16 protein-coding genes and 1 pseudogene are annotated in these 19,239 nt (G+C 39.1%); 2 read left to right on the top strand and 15 right to left on the bottom strand.

Going from position 1 to position 19,239, the window contains the following annotated elements:
* Window positions 1-126: 126 nt before the first annotated feature.
* The 6 genes and pseudogenes from AC1DIV_RS17255 to AC1DIV_RS17280 all read right to left on the bottom strand — a co-directional run.
* Window positions 127-656 (bottom strand): annotated as a pseudogene (locus tag AC1DIV_RS17255) (family 4 glycosyl hydrolase); the annotation flags it as partial.
* Between the two features lie 176 nt (window positions 657-832).
* A complete protein-coding gene (locus tag AC1DIV_RS17260; RefSeq protein WP_477576961.1) occupies window positions 833-1,750 on the bottom strand; it encodes a DMT family transporter in 918 nt (305 codons plus the stop codon).
* Window positions 1,743-2,438, bottom strand: a complete 696-nt coding sequence (locus AC1DIV_RS17265; protein ID WP_477576963.1) for a GntR family transcriptional regulator — start codon at window positions 2,436-2,438, stop codon at window positions 1,743-1,745. Before AC1DIV_RS17265 ends, AC1DIV_RS17260 begins: the two co-directional genes overlap by 8 nt.
* A 668-nt stretch (window positions 2,439-3,106) precedes the next feature.
* Window positions 3,107-3,925, bottom strand: a complete 819-nt coding sequence (locus AC1DIV_RS17270; RefSeq protein ID WP_477576964.1) for a methyltransferase domain-containing protein — start codon at window positions 3,923-3,925, stop codon at window positions 3,107-3,109.
* A gap of 173 nt (window positions 3,926-4,098) precedes the next feature.
* Window positions 4,099-4,554 carry a HEAT repeat domain-containing protein gene (locus AC1DIV_RS17275; protein ID WP_063594967.1) on the bottom strand — a complete coding sequence of 152 codons (456 nt, stop codon included), beginning with the start codon at window positions 4,552-4,554 and terminating at the stop codon, window positions 4,099-4,101.
* 277 nt (window positions 4,555-4,831) lie between these two features.
* On the bottom strand, window positions 4,832-5,659 hold the full coding sequence (locus AC1DIV_RS17280; protein WP_340876467.1) for a TrmB family transcriptional regulator: 828 nt from the start codon (window positions 5,657-5,659) through the stop codon (window positions 4,832-4,834).
* Between the two features lie 139 nt (window positions 5,660-5,798).
* Between AC1DIV_RS17280 and AC1DIV_RS17285 the strand changes: the two genes are divergently transcribed.
* A complete protein-coding gene (locus AC1DIV_RS17285; protein WP_251539545.1) occupies window positions 5,799-6,428 on the top strand; it encodes a homoserine/threonine efflux transporter in 630 nt (209 codons plus the stop codon).
* A gap of 223 nt (window positions 6,429-6,651) precedes the next feature.
* Here AC1DIV_RS17285 and AC1DIV_RS17290 read toward each other — a convergent pair whose 3' ends face one another.
* On the bottom strand, window positions 6,652-7,983 hold the full coding sequence (locus AC1DIV_RS17290) for a (Fe-S)-binding protein (RefSeq protein ID WP_340876468.1): 1,332 nt from the start codon (window positions 7,981-7,983) through the stop codon (window positions 6,652-6,654).
* Window positions 7,980-9,386, bottom strand: coding sequence for an FAD-binding oxidoreductase (locus AC1DIV_RS17295; RefSeq protein WP_340876469.1), 1,407 nt, complete (start codon window positions 9,384-9,386; stop codon window positions 7,980-7,982). Before AC1DIV_RS17295 ends, AC1DIV_RS17290 begins: the two co-directional genes overlap by 4 nt.
* Before the next feature lie 109 nt (window positions 9,387-9,495).
* Between AC1DIV_RS17295 and AC1DIV_RS17300 the strand changes: the two genes are divergently transcribed.
* Entirely contained in the window at window positions 9,496-10,137 is a 642-nt protein-coding gene (locus AC1DIV_RS17300; RefSeq protein WP_477576966.1) for a hypothetical protein, read from the top strand.
* Window positions 10,138-10,201: 64 nt separating this feature from the next.
* Here the strand turns inward: AC1DIV_RS17300 and AC1DIV_RS17305 are convergent, their stop codons facing one another.
* From AC1DIV_RS17305 to AC1DIV_RS17335, 7 genes are all read right to left on the bottom strand, one after another.
* Window positions 10,202-11,008, bottom strand: coding sequence for an ABC transporter permease (locus AC1DIV_RS17305; RefSeq protein WP_094246734.1), 807 nt, complete (start codon window positions 11,006-11,008; stop codon window positions 10,202-10,204).
* Window positions 11,008-11,952, bottom strand: coding sequence for an ABC transporter permease (locus AC1DIV_RS17310; RefSeq protein WP_048684420.1), 945 nt, complete (start codon window positions 11,950-11,952; stop codon window positions 11,008-11,010). The genes AC1DIV_RS17305 and AC1DIV_RS17310 overlap by 1 nt, the downstream gene beginning before the upstream one ends.
* On the bottom strand, window positions 11,916-13,076 hold the full coding sequence (locus tag AC1DIV_RS17315) for an ABC transporter ATP-binding protein (RefSeq protein WP_134781678.1): 1,161 nt from the start codon (window positions 13,074-13,076) through the stop codon (window positions 11,916-11,918). The genes AC1DIV_RS17310 and AC1DIV_RS17315 overlap by 37 nt, the downstream gene beginning before the upstream one ends.
* A 19-nt stretch (window positions 13,077-13,095) precedes the next feature.
* Window positions 13,096-14,196, bottom strand: coding sequence for an ABC transporter substrate-binding protein (locus AC1DIV_RS17320; RefSeq protein WP_477576967.1), 1,101 nt, complete (start codon window positions 14,194-14,196; stop codon window positions 13,096-13,098).
* Between the two features lie 19 nt (window positions 14,197-14,215).
* Window positions 14,216-15,223 (bottom strand): TAXI family TRAP transporter solute-binding subunit, encoded by a 1,008-nt coding sequence (locus AC1DIV_RS17325; protein ID WP_251539549.1) that lies wholly within the window; start codon window positions 15,221-15,223, stop codon window positions 14,216-14,218.
* A 162-nt stretch (window positions 15,224-15,385) separates the two neighbouring features.
* Window positions 15,386-16,762: a sigma-54-dependent transcriptional regulator gene (locus tag AC1DIV_RS17330; protein WP_226990466.1), complete on the bottom strand. Its 1,377-nt coding sequence runs from the start codon at window positions 16,760-16,762 to the stop codon at window positions 15,386-15,388.
* Between the two features lie 24 nt (window positions 16,763-16,786).
* The gene (locus AC1DIV_RS17335; RefSeq protein ID WP_340878523.1) at window positions 16,787-18,766 is read right to left on the bottom strand and encodes a transporter substrate-binding domain-containing protein; all 1,980 of its coding nucleotides are present in this window, start codon (window positions 18,764-18,766) and stop codon (window positions 16,787-16,789) included.
* Between the last annotated feature and the right edge of the window lie 473 nt (window positions 18,767-19,239).

Here is a 19,239-nt window from a genome sequence, read left to right on the forward strand (position 1 = left end):
GTTTTGAATAAATTGCAGGTCAATAAAATAGATCACACCCTGATTGAAAGCGGACAAGGGGTGATCTATTTTAGTCTTAAAGCCAATTGCTATTTAATATTCCCATTCTGTATTCATTGAATTAATTCATGATTTCACTTCATTGAAAAATTGCGGCAGGTCTTCTTTATGCGCTTCGAGCATTTCCATCCAGCATTTTTTTGGTGATGGTGTCTGATGGTACCAAAGGGTTTATCCTCATCGCTACCAAAGCTTTATGATAATCTCCTGTGACAGCCCTTCAGCAGCCATTCTTTCAAATGATTTAATTTGCTGGACCACCCCCCGGACTGCTACAGGCAGGTCGCCTATGGCGATTGGTCTTGGCCCTTCTTTGGTGATCACACAGTTAATTTCAATGGCTGATTCATCTGGAATACTCGCTATCGCTCCGTTATTACGTGTATTGACTGGCTGAATATCCCGCTTATCATTGTAAATCGAATTGATGAGACTGCAGGCCGCTTCGCTGTAATACGCTCCACCGCGCTTTTCTAGTTGAGTCGGTTTAACATTCAATCAGGATCCCTATACAATTCAAATAGGTCTTTTTCCAGTTGTTGAACGACCTCAGCCCTCGTCCCATTTGTTGCTGAGGATTCCTTTTCTTCGGCAAGCGATACAAAAAAAGCAATTCACATGCAGTGTAATTGCTTTTTTAAAGAAGTGTATGGATATACTCATGTTAATTAAGCTTTCGTTAATATTCGAGCTATCCCCTTACAGGGTAGACTATGGTTTAATCGCCAAGTAAAAATAAACTACTGCAGATTTTCCCCGGTTTACAATGACCTTACTTGTTTTTTACGATGGATAGTATCGTAATGGTGCTTATAATGCAGAGTGTGCCGAGCCACTCGGCAAAACCGAACGTTACATTCAACCAGAAAACGGATATTAAGGTTGCGGATAATGGCTCAACGGAAGCCAATAAACTTACCTCTGAAGCAGATATGAATTTTGTACTTTCCAAATAAAAATAAAAAGCAATGATCGTACCGAAAATGATGATGAATAAAACCGCTGTAAATGAAGATAACGTCCATTTGCCTTCAAATGCCCATGGGGGGTGGATCATGCTAAAGCATATGCCTCCAATCAACATGCCCCAACCCACAACAATCATTGAACCCCATCTTGAAAGGAGTTTAAAAGGCTGCAATGTATAGAATGCCAAGGCAAAGGCTGATGTTACTCCCCAAAATACTGCCCACCCGGAAATGGAGAGTGTACGTATGCTTCCTCCCGTCACAAGCAAAAAAGTGCCTAAAATCGCTATGATCACAGCTACGCTCACCGTAATGCTTGGAAAACGTTTTGAACGAATGGCTAAATAACAAGTGATCAGTGCCGGGGCCAAGTATTGAAGGACAGTGGCAGTGGCTGCGTTGCCATGTTCAATTGCTGCAAAATATGTGTATTGAACAGCGAGCATGCCCAGGATGGCAAAAAGGATAATTTGAAGCGCATCATTTTTAGTTTTCCAAATCTCAAAAACTTTCAGTCTTTCATTCTTATAAGCGACCCCCAATAAGATGATTCCAGAAAGCAACAAGCGTACAACAGTGAGCCACTCAGGACTGAAACCTTGCTGCTGAAATAGATATTGAGCTGCCGTTCCTGACACTCCCCATAACGCAGCGCCAGTCAGTACCAGTGCAATCCCTTTATTTCTTGAAGGTGATATAGCAACTAAAGTATCATTATTCATTTTTTTCTTCCCCACTTATTACACGTTCCGTATGGGCTTGAATTTTAAAGTAACTTTCTTTCCAATTCTTTTCTATCTCCTTAAGCACCATAGTGAGACTTCCACCCCTAATTGCCTGTATGATTTGATCATGCTCATCAACGGAAAAGTGAACATCACTTACCTGATTGAAATAAAACAGTTCCATTCGTATAAGTTTTTGTTTGAGTCCCGATAGAATCCGCTTCAACTCGTCATTTGTTGAAAGATTGATGTAAATGGAATGAAAGTCATTATCTTTCTGGACGGCCACTATTTGATTTCCCTCGTCGATTGCGTTTTTCACTTCATGATTGATGGCTTCCATCTCCATTAAGTGTCTTTCTTCAATGAAATCAAAAGCCTGTTCCATAGCCAGCTTTTCCAGTGTCCAAACAATGGAATATATGTTTAATCCCCCTTCGAATCGAATAGGGGAAACAATAGTTGAACGGCTCGGCTTGGTCTCGACAAATCCCTCATCCTCAAGCCTTAAAAGTGCTTCTCTAATAGGGGTTCTGCTTACTCCCAATTGTTCGGCTAATTCTTTGTCGCGTAATTGTTGACCTGGCGTCAGGATCCCCTGGACAATCCAATCCCGCAATATCATGTATGCTTCTTCACGTACAGACGTACGTTTAATTTTTTGTGAATAATTTGAATGCTTCAACGGCTATAACTCCTTAAAATACAGATATATAATATGCAATATATCACATATTGCATACCGTTGGAAGAAATTATAGAAAATTTAAATCTGGGTCCTTTAATAAAACATCAAGCATCTTTTCACATAATAAAAGGGAATCCTTCCATAGTAAAAACACTTCTTTACGATGATGAAAGTAATCCTTCTACCATGAGTCCTCGTGCTTTAGATTTACAACGATTCACTGATTAAAAATAAAGTTCTATTTTTTTGTATACCATTGTATGTATTTTAAAATTCTTAGTACACTAGATTGAGACTAACGGCATGTGTAGTTTATTGCTTTCAGAATTAACAAATATTGAATATTTTTCGTGAATGAACTGGATACTTCTTCACTTTACTGATTATTTTCAAGTGAAATTTGTGTTTCTAAAAAAATGTCTTGAAAATATCTTGGTGCTTACCGCATTCATTACATGAATATTCTATTTCCAATGCATCTTCAGTTACTGTATGAACTGTCTCTTTTTTACAAGTTTCACAAAATCTCTTTTCGGATATTTCTTTCATTTATCATTCACACTCCGTTTTTTCATCATTTTTTGTAGCCTTACTATTATTTTGCGAATATCCAACAGAAAAAATACCTTTTTCCTGAAGGGCCAGAGAAAAAGGTACTAAAATTGTTAATTTAACTTTGGATTCCAATACATCAAAGCTGCATGAAACGGATATTCGTATTCGAAAACTCCTTCTTTTTCCACGACATATTTATTTAGGATCGTTTTTACTTCATCATAGGAAAAATGTTCATCAAGAATTTTTGTTGTATTATCTCGGATCACTTCTTCATAGGTGGAATAGATTTTTTTACTTTTCAATTTAACGATCTTACAGTCCGCCAGTATTCCAAGTTGATACAAAACATTCAAGATGTGTATGTAATCCCGTCTTCTTAAATTAATCGTATATCCTCGTTGCTTCAATTCCATATAATGAGGTTTTTCTGGTCCGGTTGTCATACCTACTATCGCTAAACGAGCTGCAGAATCATTCATTTTTAATAAGGTATGACCGATTTCACTCATTCGGTAATAACAATTAAAACCAAATACTACATCATATTTGACTTTTTTGTTATCACTTTCCCACTTATCATGAATTAACTCCATGTTTTCGAAACCTTTTTCGTTTGCCTGGGATTCCAAAAAGCTGATAATGCTTTTGGAACTATCTATACAAGTTAGCTTCCTGACTTCTTTTGCAATATCAAATGTATAATTGCCCCATCCAGGGCCGATTTCCAATACATGATCATCCTGTTTTAATAATGCCAATAACTCTTGCTGCACAATTTTTGCATAAGGGTCCGCTTTATGTTGTTTTTTCGCTGCAACCTTGGAAGCCCAAAAAGCTTCTTCTGCAGCATCATCTTTTAGCCTGTTAGGTATCTTCCCTGTATGATCTGTCATTGCCTGTTTCCAAAGTTCAATATAATCTGTCATCTTGTCTCCCCTGAATTCGTATGTAGTTATCGGTTTTCAAAATAAAGCAAACAGCCAAATACTTCCTCTTTTAAATATATTAGCATACCATAGCTAAAACTTTGTTTTACACATAAGAAAAAGGAGCAAAAACTTTGCTCCTGTATCCATATTGCGTATTTTTCTATATACTTTTATCTTTTGGATAAAGCTGACCACGTATTTTCAAGCCATTTATCAAAGTCTGCTCCTTTTTCACCCTCATATGTATCATATATATCCATTCTCATCTTCTGGAGTTTGTCTTTGAATTCGTGATATGTGTGATTTTCAGGTAAACTCTTCTTGATCCTCACTAAGATTTTGGTCAAACCTTTGATTAACTCGCCCTTTTTCCTTGCTGGCAATTGCACATCTTCGCCTAAACTTTTCAATTGACGGTATGCTGCCTCTTGAACTTTATATACAGAATCATTATTCATGATATGTGTGAGAATGTCGATTACTTGTTTATTTTTTGCTTGACCTAATTCTTCGATTGCATCTAAACGTTCTCTCCAATTAGATTTTCGATTGGCAGATTTTTTTAATTCCTCATAGTTGGCAGGTAACTCGATACCCTTTGTTTCCTTGTTATTCAAATGAATCATTTCTCCTTCTGTCTTAGTGATCCGGATATCAAACATGTAATCCGATATGATAATCCCATTACCAAAATGGCTTATTCCATTCTTTATTATACCCTTTTCCATATTTTAATATAGTTAAATTTATCTGCCGTATCGTCAATCACCCGGGTTCCGGGGACGAGATGCTTTGTTTGTCTTCAATTTACCTGCGCCTATCAACTTCAACTTTAAAAGGCATAAATCCTGCCTGGATTCATGCCACTTTGAAGGATGCTTTTATTATGGAACATGTACAAATCTAGTCCACGTAATGTTTTTTATTATCTGGATGAATGGAAAATTTCTTCCGTAAATTGACGAGGTTTTCACCAAAACTTTCTTCTAAAAGTTCTCTATGTTTCTCCATGATTTCCATGAGATACAAATCATGAATCATGACTTCTGTAATGGGCATCACTAAACCTACATGCATGGTCCATGCTGCACGGCTATCTTTACCAAGAGAGACTATACCTGCGACTACTTCTGAATCATCTCCACTGATAACAAGCCATCGTCCACCATACTCTTCTGTAATTTCATAACCCATATAATGGAGGTAAACATTTGCAAAATCACAGACGATTTCCCCGTAGGCAATAATTGTTACATTGACCCCACTATTTGCGGCCTGTCTTAGTTCAGGTTCTAATTCTTCGAATTCTTCTTCCCAAATCTCTAAGAGTATTCTTTTTTTAGCAGATAATATACAAGCTTTTACCTTATCGAGTATTTCATTGCGCCCCATGATATTCCAGATATTTTCACGATCATTTGCAGATCGTTCGAACTCCGCTAATGATTTTTCTGCCCGTTCAAAATTCTCTTCCGCTTTCATCCGACGGTTTTTTATTAGCTCCTTTGCAGGAACAGGAGTATACTGTGGTGTGTTTCCAGGACTGACCAGAATATCTCCGCGTATGGCGAGACTATCCAGAATTTCATATATTCTTGAACGTGGTACACCGGAATTTTTTGCTACTGCATAGCCTGTTAATGGCGATTCTTCCAATAAGGCAAGATATGCTTTCGCTTCATATTCGGTGAAATTCAGATTTTTTAATGTTTCTAAAATGTTTTCTTTCATAAACCCTCCAACACAACCGTAGTTGCTACCTTTGTAACTAATATTTTAGCAAAATCTGTTGACGTTTTCCATTTTCATCTAATATACTTATTAAGTAGTTACTTTAGTAACCACTATAAAAGTGAGAGGGGGAATTAGTATGGACAGCTTACTTACATACATATCAATAGTGGCAATGATGGTTATTATACCGGGAGCAGATACAATGCTCTTAGTGAAAAACACACTTAGCCATGGTCCGAAAGCGGGACGTTATACCGTTTTCGGAATGGCAACGGGACTTACTTTTTGGACGCTAATAGCCATTCTTGGACTATCTGTTGTCATTGCAAAGTCTGTGATTCTTTTCAGTACAATCAAATATTTGGGAGCCGCATATTTAATTTACTTAGGAATAAAAAGTTTTTTTGCTAAAAGCGTTTTTTCCTTAAAAGAAATTCAAGCACAAGCAAATACACCTGCGAAGTATTCAAACCGGCACAATAAAGATTCCTTCATGCAAGCATTACTTAATAATATTCTTAATCCAAAGACCGTTTTAGTTTATATAACAATCATGCCGCAATTTATCAATTTGAACGGAAATGTAAACCAGCAATTGATTATATTAGCCTTCATCTTAACCTTGCTAGCTGTACTGTGGTTTCTATTTCTTGTTTATCTAATTGATTACGCAAAAAAGTGGATGAACAATTCCAAATTCCAGAAAGCATTCCAAAAATCAACTGGCGTAATTTTAATCGGTTTTGGGATAAAAACAGGAATTTAAATTTATTTACTAACACATTTAATTTGATTCCATCCGTTCAGATAATTGAACGGTTTTTTTCATTTACGAACCGGCACCGATATTTTTTCACATATGGCACTGCATTATTGACTGCAAAGATTTTTCCGCCTTCATCATTTAAAACAAAAACGTCAGTATTTTCCCATAAGTGCAGGAAATACTGACGAGTAATGTCCTATGAAGTTTGAAGTATTTCTTTTTGTCAATCCAAGCCGCAAGCTTTGGCGAGTATTTCAACAAGGTGCAAACTTTTCATTTGGTTTGCCGCTCCCTTCCTTTGGATGCCAATGCTCATTTGCATTTGGCATCCTGGGTTAACCGTAACAATGGTAGTTGCTTTCGTTTCGTTAAGATTTTTCATTTTCTCATCAAGAATTTTCATGGATTCATCAAAGTGGAGAAGATTGTAAATGCCTCCAGATGCACAGCAACGGTCAAACCCTTCCATTTCGACATAGGAAACTCCTGGTATGGATTGCAATAATAAACGAGGTTCCTTTTGGACCTTTTGAACATTGCGTAAATGACATGAATCTTGATAGGAAACGATGCCTTGCCATTCTTCAGTGAAGGGTAGCGGCCCCATTTGATGAAGTATTTGACTGATATCTTTTGATTTTTCCGAGAAAGACTTTGCCGCCGCAGCCCATTCTTGATCCTCTGCCAATAGATGTCCATATTCAAGAAGCGAAGCACCGCAGCCTCCAGCGTTATTGACGATTACATCAGCATCCGTTTGCATGAAGGCTTGGATATTCCTCTTTGCCAATGCTTTCGCTTGTTTTGTTTCACCTTGATGGGAATGCAGAGCACCGCAGCAATTCTGATTTTCAGGGAGAATGACCTCACACCCTGCTATGGTAAGCAGCTCAATGGAAAGACGGTTTATTCGTGACATCATGGAATCCATGATGCACCCAGTAAAAAATGCCACTTTTAATTTCGTTTCCCCTTTTGCCGGCATAAGCGTACCTGGCCGGATACGTTTGGAGGAAGTCTCGATGTCTGGAAGTGCCTGTTCTAAATGTGCAAGGGCAGGGGAAACCTTCTGCAATACTTTTGATGAACGGATAAGCTTGGATAAGCCTGTTTTTTGATAGAGTTGCACTGCACTTCCAATCCTGTTCATTCGTTTTGGGTATGGAAAAAGATGAACCAATGCCAGTTTTTTGATTCTTGTCATTTTGTTTTTTTGGTTTGCTGACGGGGAGTTTTCAATGGCTTCTTTTGCCGCTTCCAGTATATGTCCGTATGGCACACCAACGGGACATGCTGTTTCACAAGCACGACAGCCTAAGCATAAGTCGATTGGTTCAGCTAAATCTTTTTGGAAATCTATTTTTCCTTCGGCTGCCATTTTCACTAGATTGATACGACCGCGTGGAGAGGCGGATTCCACACCCATTGATTCATATGTAGGGCATGCCGGTAAACAGTATCCGCATTTTACGCATTGGTTTGTCCAATCATAGGCATCTGAATATAAATTTTGGACCGCAGCATTTGACTCATTCGTTTTGGCGGGTAGATTCATGTAACCAACACGACCCTTGTCTGTCCCTTATCAGGAAAAATCTTCCCTGGATTCAGGATGTTATTGGGATCCCATGCTTCTTTAATTTTTTTCATCATATTCACCCCGGTTATTCCTAATTCCATTTCCATATATGGTGACTTTAAAGTACCGATTCCATGTTCCCCGGAAAGTGTTCCGCCTAATTCGATTGCTGCTTCAAAAATTTCACTGACAGCAAGCTCCACTTTTTTCATTTCCGTAATATTTCTTTTATCGGTAATGATGTTCGGATGTAAATTTCCATCCCCTGCATGACCGAATACAACCAAATTCAACCCGTATTTCTCCCGGATATTGTTTAATCTCTCCATCATTGCCGGTATTTGACTGCGTGGAACGGTCGCGTCTTCAGAAATTTTTGTAGGCCCCATTTGTGTAATGGCAGGGGAAACCAATTTACGCGCACTCCAAATCGTTTGTCGTTCCTCCTCTGTCTCTGCTATCTTGACGTAGGAAGCACCCTCTGCCCTGCATATATCGGCGCATTTATTGATTTCTTCCTCAATCGCCAATGGGTGTCCATCTATTTCTATGATCAAAATGGCTTCTGCCTGAAGAGGCAATCCGGAAGGACGGTAGCTTTCAACAGCAAGGATGCACGCATTATCCATCAATTCCAGGGCAGATGGTAGAATTCCTGACGATAAAATGCTGGTAATGGCATGACCAGAGTCTATCAAATGATTGAAGTGGGCGACAAATGTTTGTTTAGATTGAGGTTTTGGTATTAAGCGGATGATTGCTTCTGTAACAATGCCCAAAGTACCTTCCGATCCCACGATCAATCGGGTCAAATCATACCCTGTTACATTTTTTACGGTCTTTCCACCAGTACGAATGATTTCTCCCGTTGGGGTGACCACCTCCAGGCCTATCACATATTCTTTTGTCGTTCCATATTTCAATCCCTTTGGCCCGCTGGAGTTTTCTAATAGATTCCCGCCAATAGTGGCTACATTGGAGCTGCTTGGATCGGGCGGATAGAATAGGCCGGCTTCTTCAGCCTTTTTATGAATATCAGCCGTAATCACACCTGGAGAGACTATGGCAAGCATATTTTCCCGATCAATGATCAATTTATCCCGCAAAAGGGTCATATCAAGAACCATCCCCCCTTTAACAGGTAAAGGGCCGCCGCTTAGCGAAGTTCCAGATCCTCTAGGGTAAACAGGTATTTTGTGAGTATTAGCCAATTTAACCACTTCACTGATTTCCTCCGCGTTTTTTGGCTGGATGACGATTTCGGGTAAATATTCCCCAAAAGAAGCGTCGTAGCTATAACAATACCTTTCTGCCAAATCAAGAAACATTCTGTCACCTGGAATTACCTGTCGAAGATCGACCAGGGCTTCTTTCTCCATGCTTCTCACTTCCTTTCTTAATAGAAATTGGAAAAGGTCTATCCGTATGTAATATAATGGCATTTTAAGATTCTGCTAGTTATAATGATGAAAGAAAAGGAGGTTTTTTTTGGAAATCGCACTGATTCATGCAACCACAACTGCACTAAAACCAATTGAAATTGCCTTTCAGACCGTTGCACCGAACATTGAACTCCTTCATTTCATGGACACGTCTCTTCTCTCCTTGATGGAAAAGAGCGGCAAGTTAACTCCTGAAATCATCCGCCGCTTTTCTGCATTAGTGAATATCGCCTATGATTCTGATGTTTCATGCATCCAACTTACTTGTTCTGCCTTTAATGACATCACTGCAATTTTACAACCTTTATACTCTGTAAAGTTATTTCGTTCAGATGAGGCCATGCTTGATGAAGCTCTTCGCTATACTCGCATTGGCCTGGTTTCTACCGTAAAAGAAACGCCGATCGCCCTTCAAAATTACTTATTAAATAAGAAACCGGACTGTATGATCGAGTCATTGGTCGATCCCGGAATCATCCATTTATTATCACAAGGAAAAAGAAAGGAACATGACGATCGGGTTAAAAAGATGGTGGAACAATTGGATGGAAAGACAGACGTGATTTTGCTTTCACAATATAGTATGGAACATATCGCAAAGCAGGTTAATCCCTCTGTCCCAGTCCTAACGGCGCCGTTATTGGCTGCGAAAAGGTGTTTGGCCCATTTGAATGGAATGTACACATGAGTTTTCTTCGAAAAAATCATAACTTTGCGAGCATGATCGTTTGTCACATCATATATATCTTTTTTTAACCGTTTGTATGATGCGAACCGCCAAAAACTTTTCCTACACCTTGAATTTTTTCAAGTATGACAATCAGAAGGACTGATATGAAAATAACCACGCTTGACACGGATGCGACGATTGGATTGTAGGCATCCTGCATTTGCGAGAAAATCTCGATCGGCAGCGTTCTCATTTCAGGTGATACCATAAAAAGAGAGACCGTTACATTATCAAATGATGTCAAAAATGCGAATAATCCCCCTGAGATGGCCGCGGATCCAATTAGCGGAAGTGTCACTTTCATGAATACCGTTAGTGGATTGGCTCCAAGTATGGCCGCGGCCCTTTCCAGATTATAATCAAATCCACTTAAACCGGTTAATACGAGCCGCATGACATATGGTATGCATATCACGATATGGGCAATTAAAAATCCTGTGGACGTACCGGCAAGCATCATTGGTGTAAAGTACATTAAGAGTGCAATCCCTAAGACTAATTGCGGCACACTTAATGGAGAAGTTAAAAGGGCCGTAATATACGATTTTCCCGGAATATCATACTTTGCGATGCCAAGGGCACCCAAAGTACCGAATATGACGGAGAAAAGAGCAGCTAATGCTGCGAACTTCGCACTGTTCAAAAATGCTTCCAAAAATTCAGGGCGCTCCAAGATCTTGGCATACCATTGCAGTGAAAAGCCTTCAGCCGGAAAACTTGGATAATTGGCACTTGTAAAAGAAGCGGGAATAACGACAATGAGCGGGATCAAGATATAGATAATGGCCAAAACGGCTACTGCAATCCGAAGGCCGCCAAACGTTTTCATCATCGGAATACCTCCTTGAATTTCCCTTTTTCAAACGCTCTGGTAAAGACGGCTACCGATATGACAGTGGTTGCTAATAGAATATAAGATAGAGCAGATCCGAATGTCCAATGCAGGAGGTTATTAATTTGATCATAGATGACAACAGGCATCACGGGCACGTTGGCTCCCCCCATTAGTGCAGGCGTAACATAAGCGCTCATTGACAAACTGAATACGAGAATGCAGCCAGATACGATACCTGGGATGCTTAGCGGCAATGTAATGGAAAAGAATCTTCTGAATGGGCTTGCCCCAAGTATGGCTCCTGCCTTATCAAGAGAAGGATCGATATTATAAAGACTTGCAACGATGGATAAGATCATGAAAGGAAGATATGCATTGGAAAGCCCAATCACAACTCCGATTTCCGAAAACAATAGTTTCAATGGTGCATCTATTATGCCAAGGGCCATCAAGGTTTGATTAATCGTTCCATTAGGCAAGAGCAAGAGGTACCAGCCAAAATTACGGACAACTATACTTACCAAGAGCGGTGACACGATCAAGAGAGTGATATACCCTCTGATCCGCGCTGAACTTTTGGCCATTGTCAAAGCTACTGGATATCCAAGAAATAAAGCAACCAAGACCGAATATAAACTGATCTTCACTGTCAGCCATAATGAAGATAAGTAATAGCTATCGGAAAATAATTGTGTATAGTTTTTTATGCTATAAACTGCCTCCGCTCCTCCAAGATTATCTGTGGATATGAAGCTTAAATATAAAATGTATAACATCGGTATGACAAAGAAACCAAATATGAAAAGCAGAATCGGCGTTAAAAGTAGTAATCCCGGCACCCAGACTTTCCTTTTCTTGCTTTTAGGCTTCTTTTGCGGCTCAATAGGACTCGTTTGCTGTTCTATTTCTTGACTAGCATAACTTCTGATGGGCTCCATCCAATCAACACCTCACTTCCATTTTGCCATGATGAATCGAAAGCGGAAGTCAATACTTGAATACTTTTCCCCTGTAACAGAACATTGATTTCCCATGAGGTACCGAGATAGTTCATTTGGCTGATCTTGGCACGATGGAAATCCAATGGAGATGAAGATTTTTCATCAAGAGAAACAACTTGCAGTTTTTCCGGTCTAATATAAAGCTTTACCTCATCCCCGGTTTTCAGATCACTTTCATTTCCCATGACGTTATTTGTGTCGACATGAGTGATATCAGAACCGATCTTGACTGCAACTTTCCGCTTATCGACAGCAGACACATTCCCTTCAAAACAATTAGATTTCCCGATGAATTGAAAGACGAACTCTGTCTTCGGATGATTGTATATCTCAGTCGGAGTACTGATTTGTTCAATTTTCCCTGCATTCATGACCACGACTCGATCAGACATGGATAGAGCTTCTTCTTGATCATGAGTCACAAAAATGGTCGTTACGCCAATTTCCTTTTGTAAACGCTTAATCTCAGCCCTTAGTTCATGACGCAACTTTGCATCAAGGTTTGAAAGCGGCTCGTCAAGCAAAAGGAGCTCAGGTTCAACAACAAGTGCCCTTGAAATCGCTACACGCTGACGCTGACCTCCTGATAATTCCCTTGGATAACGATTCTCCAATCCTGACATTTTCACTAATTCAAGCGCTTTACTAATCTTCTTTTTTTGCTCAGCTTTCCCGACTTTGCGCAGTTTCAAGCCAAAACTGAGATTTTCATAGACTGTCATATGGGGAAAAAGCGAATAAGTTTGAAAAACCATTCCTAAATCACGCTTGTAAGGCGGAACCTTCGTAACATTATTGCCTTTAATATGGACCTCGCCCCGATCCGGATCGAGGAACCCGGCAATAAGGTTTAAGGTTGTGGACTTTCCGCACCCGGAAGGACCAAGAAGAGTGAGTAACTCTCCTTGTTTCACCTCCAAATCAATGCCATTCAGGACAACATTCGCTCCAAATTGTTTAAACGCGCCTTTTATCTCTACATCATTTTTATTTGAGCCAACCCCCTGAACTGCCTCCAGGTGTTGTCTATTAATTTCCACATCTTTTTTTAATACTTCCATGTGATCAACACGCTCCTTTTTATTTGAGTTTTTTCCCTAATTCAGGAGTAACCTCTTTCGCCCATCTGTCTGACACCTCTGCACGGATCTCAGCAAACTTGGCGAAATCAGGTTTGAATGTTTTATCACTTGCTTTAAGCCCGATTGACTCTTCATATTTTTCTGGAATTTTCATGCCTTCCACTGTCGGATAAAATCCTTTTTCCGAAATTAATGCCTGTGCTTCTTCACTGATTACATAGTTGATGAATTCTAGGGCTTCTTTGCTATTTGGAGTATTTTTCACTAGACCAGCGCTGAAAGCTTGAAGCGGCACGCCTTCTTTAGGCACGGCCATCTTAATCGGAATACCTGAAACGGCTAATTCACCTATGGAATAACTTCCCATGACCGTTACGTCAGCAGCTCCTTGTTGGATAGCTGGCATCATTTGCGTTGAATTTTTATAAAATGTATTGGAATACGCTGCAAGATCTTTTGCCTTTTCGAGACCTGGTTCCATGTTTTCCGTACTGCCGCCGTTTGAAATCGCCAGACCATTAAGGGTATTGAAACCCCAATCATTCGTAATATCTGAAAATGCCGTTTTACCCTCGTAATCAGGTGAGACAAGATCATTCCATGATTCAATTGATTTTAAGCCTTCCTTTTTAAAGGTTTCCGTATTATAAGCTGGTGCAATGACTAAACCAAATGCTGGAGCGGCGGCTTTTTCAACCGGAATGAACCGTGAATCCACCGATTTCATATTGGGAACATTGGACTCATCAATTGGTACGATCAGTTCCTTCTCCTTAGCGCGTATAACATCAACCGGTACAAAAAGGGCAACATCTATTTGCGGAGCATTCTTCTGTAATTCCACTTTGGATAGGATTTCACCTGATAAACCGGAAATATAATTAACCGTGATTCCCGTTTCTTCTTTGAATTTTGGGGCAATCACATCTCGGATGGCACTTTCGATGACACCGCCATTACCGGCTATCGTTATTTTTTTCTCTCCTTTTTCACCTGCACCCGTTTGTACAGATTCCCCCGGTTTTTGCGGAGTAGGATTACCACATCCCGCAAGAGCGATCAATACTATTATTGATAAAAGACTCATCAGTTTTTTCATAGTCATTACCTCCCGTTTTTCATTGATTTCCAATAATTCCTTGTTCGGTGAAATAATTCACGGCCCCTGGATGAAAATCCAAGGGAACTTGTTTAGTTGCTTCCGTTATTGAAATATCAGAAGCAGCTGGATGTGTATGCTGCAGTTCAGGCAGATGTTCATATAATGTTTTCACAAGATTGTAAGCATGAGGATCAGACATTTCCTTGTAGGTTACCAGGACATTTTTAATTGAAATCGTTTGGACATTTTTTTTCATCCCCCTGTATGTATCACTGGGAATTTCATTATGAGTATAAACTCCATATTGTTTTTGAAGGCGTTCAATGATGTCTCCCGGTATTGGAATGAAAGTTAGTTCCGTCTGCTTGGATATGAAAGCGATTTCATTATTAGGAATTCCCGAAGAAAAGAAAGCTGCATCAATGGTACCATTTCGTAATGCTTCTGCAGATTGAGAAAAAGAAAGATAGGATAAATTCAATTGATCAGTCGGTAAATCGGATTCTAACAGTATCCGCTCTGCAATAAGCCTTGTACCACTTCCAGCCGTTCCTACACTAATGCGTTTACCAACTAAATCGTCCAAGGAATCAATATCATTTTGTTTAGTAGAAACAATTTGAACATAATTGGAATATAGGGCCGTTAAAGCTCTTAACTTGGATTTATCCGTTTCAGGCAAATCCAGTACATCCACTGAGGTAAAACCAATTTCTGCCCGATGACGGCTAACCAATTCAGTATTTTCGATGGAAGCATCGGTGACCTGGGTACCTGACACAGCCCCGTTGTATTTTTCATACATATTTGATAATCTTTGTCCTAATGAAAAGTAAACCCCTGTCATATCTCCGGTTCCAATGATTAACATCCTGTTATTTAAATCCTGTCCTTCAGAAGTTAGTTGCCTCTGGATCAAGGTAGTAGCAGGTTTAGATATTTCCTGCTGCTCATTCATAAAAGAACATCCTGTCATGAAACAAAATAACAAAGCGACTTTTATAAAGAGTGCTCCATTTTTCATCGTGATCCTCCTTTCTTAATGAATTTAGATGCAAATGCCATGCCAAGTCGATTTTCTGCTTTAAAACGCAAATTCTGCCGATTTCAAGAATGTTATACAAGGATAAACCGGCAATTTTTTCCGGTTTTCCAGAAAAAATTGCCGGTTAACACGATGAACCCTTTATTCTTCTTTTGAAATGAGCTTGATTTTATCACGAAGGCTCCTTTCAGAAATTTTTAGGATTTGGGCTGTTTTTTGACGATGATTATTACAATATTGAAGAGTGGCCGTTATGACTTTTTCTTCTATCTCTTTCATGGAAATGCCAATGGGAATCCTGAAACTGTTAAAATCGTCGTCCGTGCCATCCGGCTGGAGAATGAACTTCTGTTCTTGAACATATTGCGGCAAGTCGGTTTCTTCCATTTTTTTTGAGTTTGATAGGGCAACAGCATATTCTATAATGTTTCCAAGCTCCCGGACATTCCCAGGGTAATGATAATCCAGTAAAATCCGACGTGCGGTTGCCGAGAACATCTTTTCTTCACGATTCATATCCTTCGCGTGTTTTTTTATAAAATAATCCATAAGGATCGGTAAATCTTCTTTTCTATCTCTTAGTGGCGGCATCGAGATGGGAATGACATTTAGCCTGAAAAACAAATCCTCCCTAAATTCCCCTTCCATCACCATTTGTTCCAGGTTTTTATTGGCTGCACTTATAATACGGACGTCCAATGAGATTTTTGTATTGGATCCCAGAGGCGTCACTTCCCGTTCCTGCAATACCCTTAATAATTTGGCTTGAAGTGGAAGGGGCATTTCACTGATCTCATCCAGAAAAAGGATACCTCCATTAGCAGCAACGAATTTCCCTTCCTTCCTCTGAGTTGCACCTGAAAATGCTCCCTTCTCATAACCGAACAATTCAGATTCCAGCAGCATCTCAGGAATTGCTGCACAGTTGACGATCTGCATTGGATTGTTTTTCCTTCTTCCCAAAGTATGGATATTTCGTGCTACAAGCTCCTTTCCAGTACCACTTTCACCCGTGATGAGAACACTGGAATCAATATCTTTCACTCTTTCGATCATTGAGAAAATACGCTGCATCGCCTTGCTGTTACCAAGGAAGTTACCAAATCTCTTTTGAATCTCTAATTCTTCATGTAATGTCTCCAATTGATTGGACATCTGTTTGAATTCGGCTGCCCTCATCAACAGCAAAGAAAGTTCTTCAATATTAATTGGCTTTTCAATATAGTAGTAGGCTCCTTTTTTTATGGCCTCAATGGAAGTTTCAATGGATGAATAGGCAGTCATCATGATGACTGTTACGTTAGGTGATATTTGTTTGATTTTCTGGAGGACATCAAGTCCACTTTTATTTCCTATTCTCAAATCAAGTAACACAATATCAAAGTGCTGATTGTCGATTTTCCGTAGACCCTCATCCGGGTCTGTAGTTGTCATGACAACATAAGAATCTTCCAATGCAAAGCTAAGAGCGGTGCAAATAGCAGGTTCATCATCAATCACCAATACTTGCATTTTCATATGACTCCTCCTCTTTCCAGGCTTCTATTCAATATATATAGGTAGTAAAATGGTGAATGTCGTTCCTGAATTAGGGTAACTTTTTACATGGATATCTCCGTTATTTTCTTTAATAAGCCTATACGATAACGTAAGTCCCAAACCGACGCCCTTTTCTTTATTCGTGAAAAAAGGCTCAAAAATATGGTTCAGTTCTTCCTGCTTCATCCCTTTTCCCGTATCCGATATGGTAATCCGCCCTGTCTTTTCGTTCACTTTATCAATGGTGATTTTAATGGTCTTTTCCTTTGTTTCTTCCACGGCATGAATCGAATTCAACACCAAGTTAAGAAGCACTTGTTGAATTTGTTGTAAATCTATATAAAAAATAAAGTCCTCCTCAATCATCTGCTCGAAATTTATTTGGTTCTTTTCCATTGTCACCTTATGAAAAGCAAGTAAGGATATAAGCTCATGAGCGTGGCAATTTGTAATATTTGGCGGACGCGGACGTGCATATTCAATTAAATCGGTAACAATCCCATTCAAGCGGTTAACTTCAGTAGGTAAGTGTTCCATTAGAACTTGTCGGAATTGAGGATTATCATATTTACTCGGAAGTAAATCAATGAATGTTTTAATCGATGTTAAAGGATTCCTTATTTCGTGTGCGACACCTGCAACTAGTTGACCAAGAGCGTGCAGCTTTTCTTGTGTGACCAATTTTTTCTCCAATGTTTTCTTTTCCGTCTCATCATTCATGGAAAGTAAGTATCCGGTTTGTATATCTTCAGAATTGAACATCTTATGAATCGAATAAGAAATCACCTTCTGTTCATTTTCCTCATTTAATACCAATATCCGAAAAGAACCCGTACGATTATTCTCATTTTGTTCTTGGTGTAAAGCTTCGAAATTCTTCATTAAATGCGAATGATTCGTAAGATTCAGAATCATTTCCTTGGAAATGTTTAGAATGTCCGATGCCTTTGCATTGCAGCTAGTAATCATGAAATCGAGATCGAATGTTATGATGCCATTATGGATATTGTTTAAGATTTGATCTTTGAACGCTTCAGCATTAGCGATGTTTTGCCGTTGTTTCTCTAAATCCTTATTTAATAAATGTAATTTCAAAGTCTGGTTATGTACGGATTTTTTTAGCTTTTGATTCCATATGTAAATGATTAGAAGGATAAGGGCCACGGCAGTTAAGATTATGATCAACCAAAAAATGAATTGTTCGAGTCTGGCAATTTTTTGATTGGATTGTGGCATTACCCATTTATCGATTATCCCATTGATATTTCGGTTTGCCTTAAGTTCTGTGAGTGCATTGTCCATCATGAAAAGAAGCGATTGATTACCCTTTTTCACTGCAATCGTATAATCCGCAGGTTCAATGACTTCATCAAGAATGATGTAATTCTTTTCTTGGCGGAATTTTTTTAAATAGAAATCAGCAGTCCATTTGTTTCCGATGAACACATCAGCTCGGTTGTTCAATAATGTTAAAATTCCGGAGTATTGATTTGAAACGGTCGTTAAGTTTGTATTCCTCATATTGAGAAATGTACTGATAACTGGTGTGTTATGGTCAAGGACAACATGTGAATCACGTAGATCCGTTAACGTATGAATATCCTGTTTCCTTTTACTAGGAATGATTATGGATTGGGACATTGTAAAATAGGATTGCGTGAAATCAAATTGGTTATCTTTTTCGGTATTATAGGTACTTCCGACAATAGCATCAATTGTTCCGTTACTTAAGGCTTTTTCGGCTTCTTCCATCCTCATCGGAATATATTTGAAATCTACGTCATTATATTTCGCTATTTCCTCCATTAAATCAATATTGATACCTGTCAGTTCACCAGCTTCATTTTCAAATGAAAATGGAGGAAGGGCACTTTCTCCAGCAATTATAAATGTTTTTTCTTCAGCAAAAACAGCGGGAGACCATAATGTTTGAACAAAGATTATAAAGCAAAATATACTTAGTTTAAACAGCTGCTTTTTAATTAAGAGCCCTCCTTCTACGTCAAAATCCTTGCAGTCAGTATTCCTTTGTTAAAAACATCATGATTATATACTTCTCCAATTAAGACTTGAACCCTTTAATATGTAAAGAATTCTTAGTATAATCTGACACAATATAACAATAACCTACAAAAGAGAGTGTTTCTGAATGCATAAGCTGCCATATCCAATAAGGATTGCAGTAAAAAACATGAAGGTTACTCTTGTCTTGTTTTTAGATAAGTACGAAGAAAACGCGTTTGCCTGCAGTTTTTTCTTTGAATAAGTTCCAGTTGATTTCAGAAATCCGCTCCCTTTCCGCCGACTGTCTGCCAAGCCTCCTCGACTCAAGCGTCTGTGGGGTCTCGGCTAGCCAGTTATTCGGCAGGAGTGTCGCACATTTCTTCCATCCAATAAGGATTACAGTAAAAAAACATGAAGGTTACTCTTGTCTTGTTTTTAGATAAGTACGAAGA

This window comes from Peribacillus sp. 05N428, from assembly GCF_056397085.1.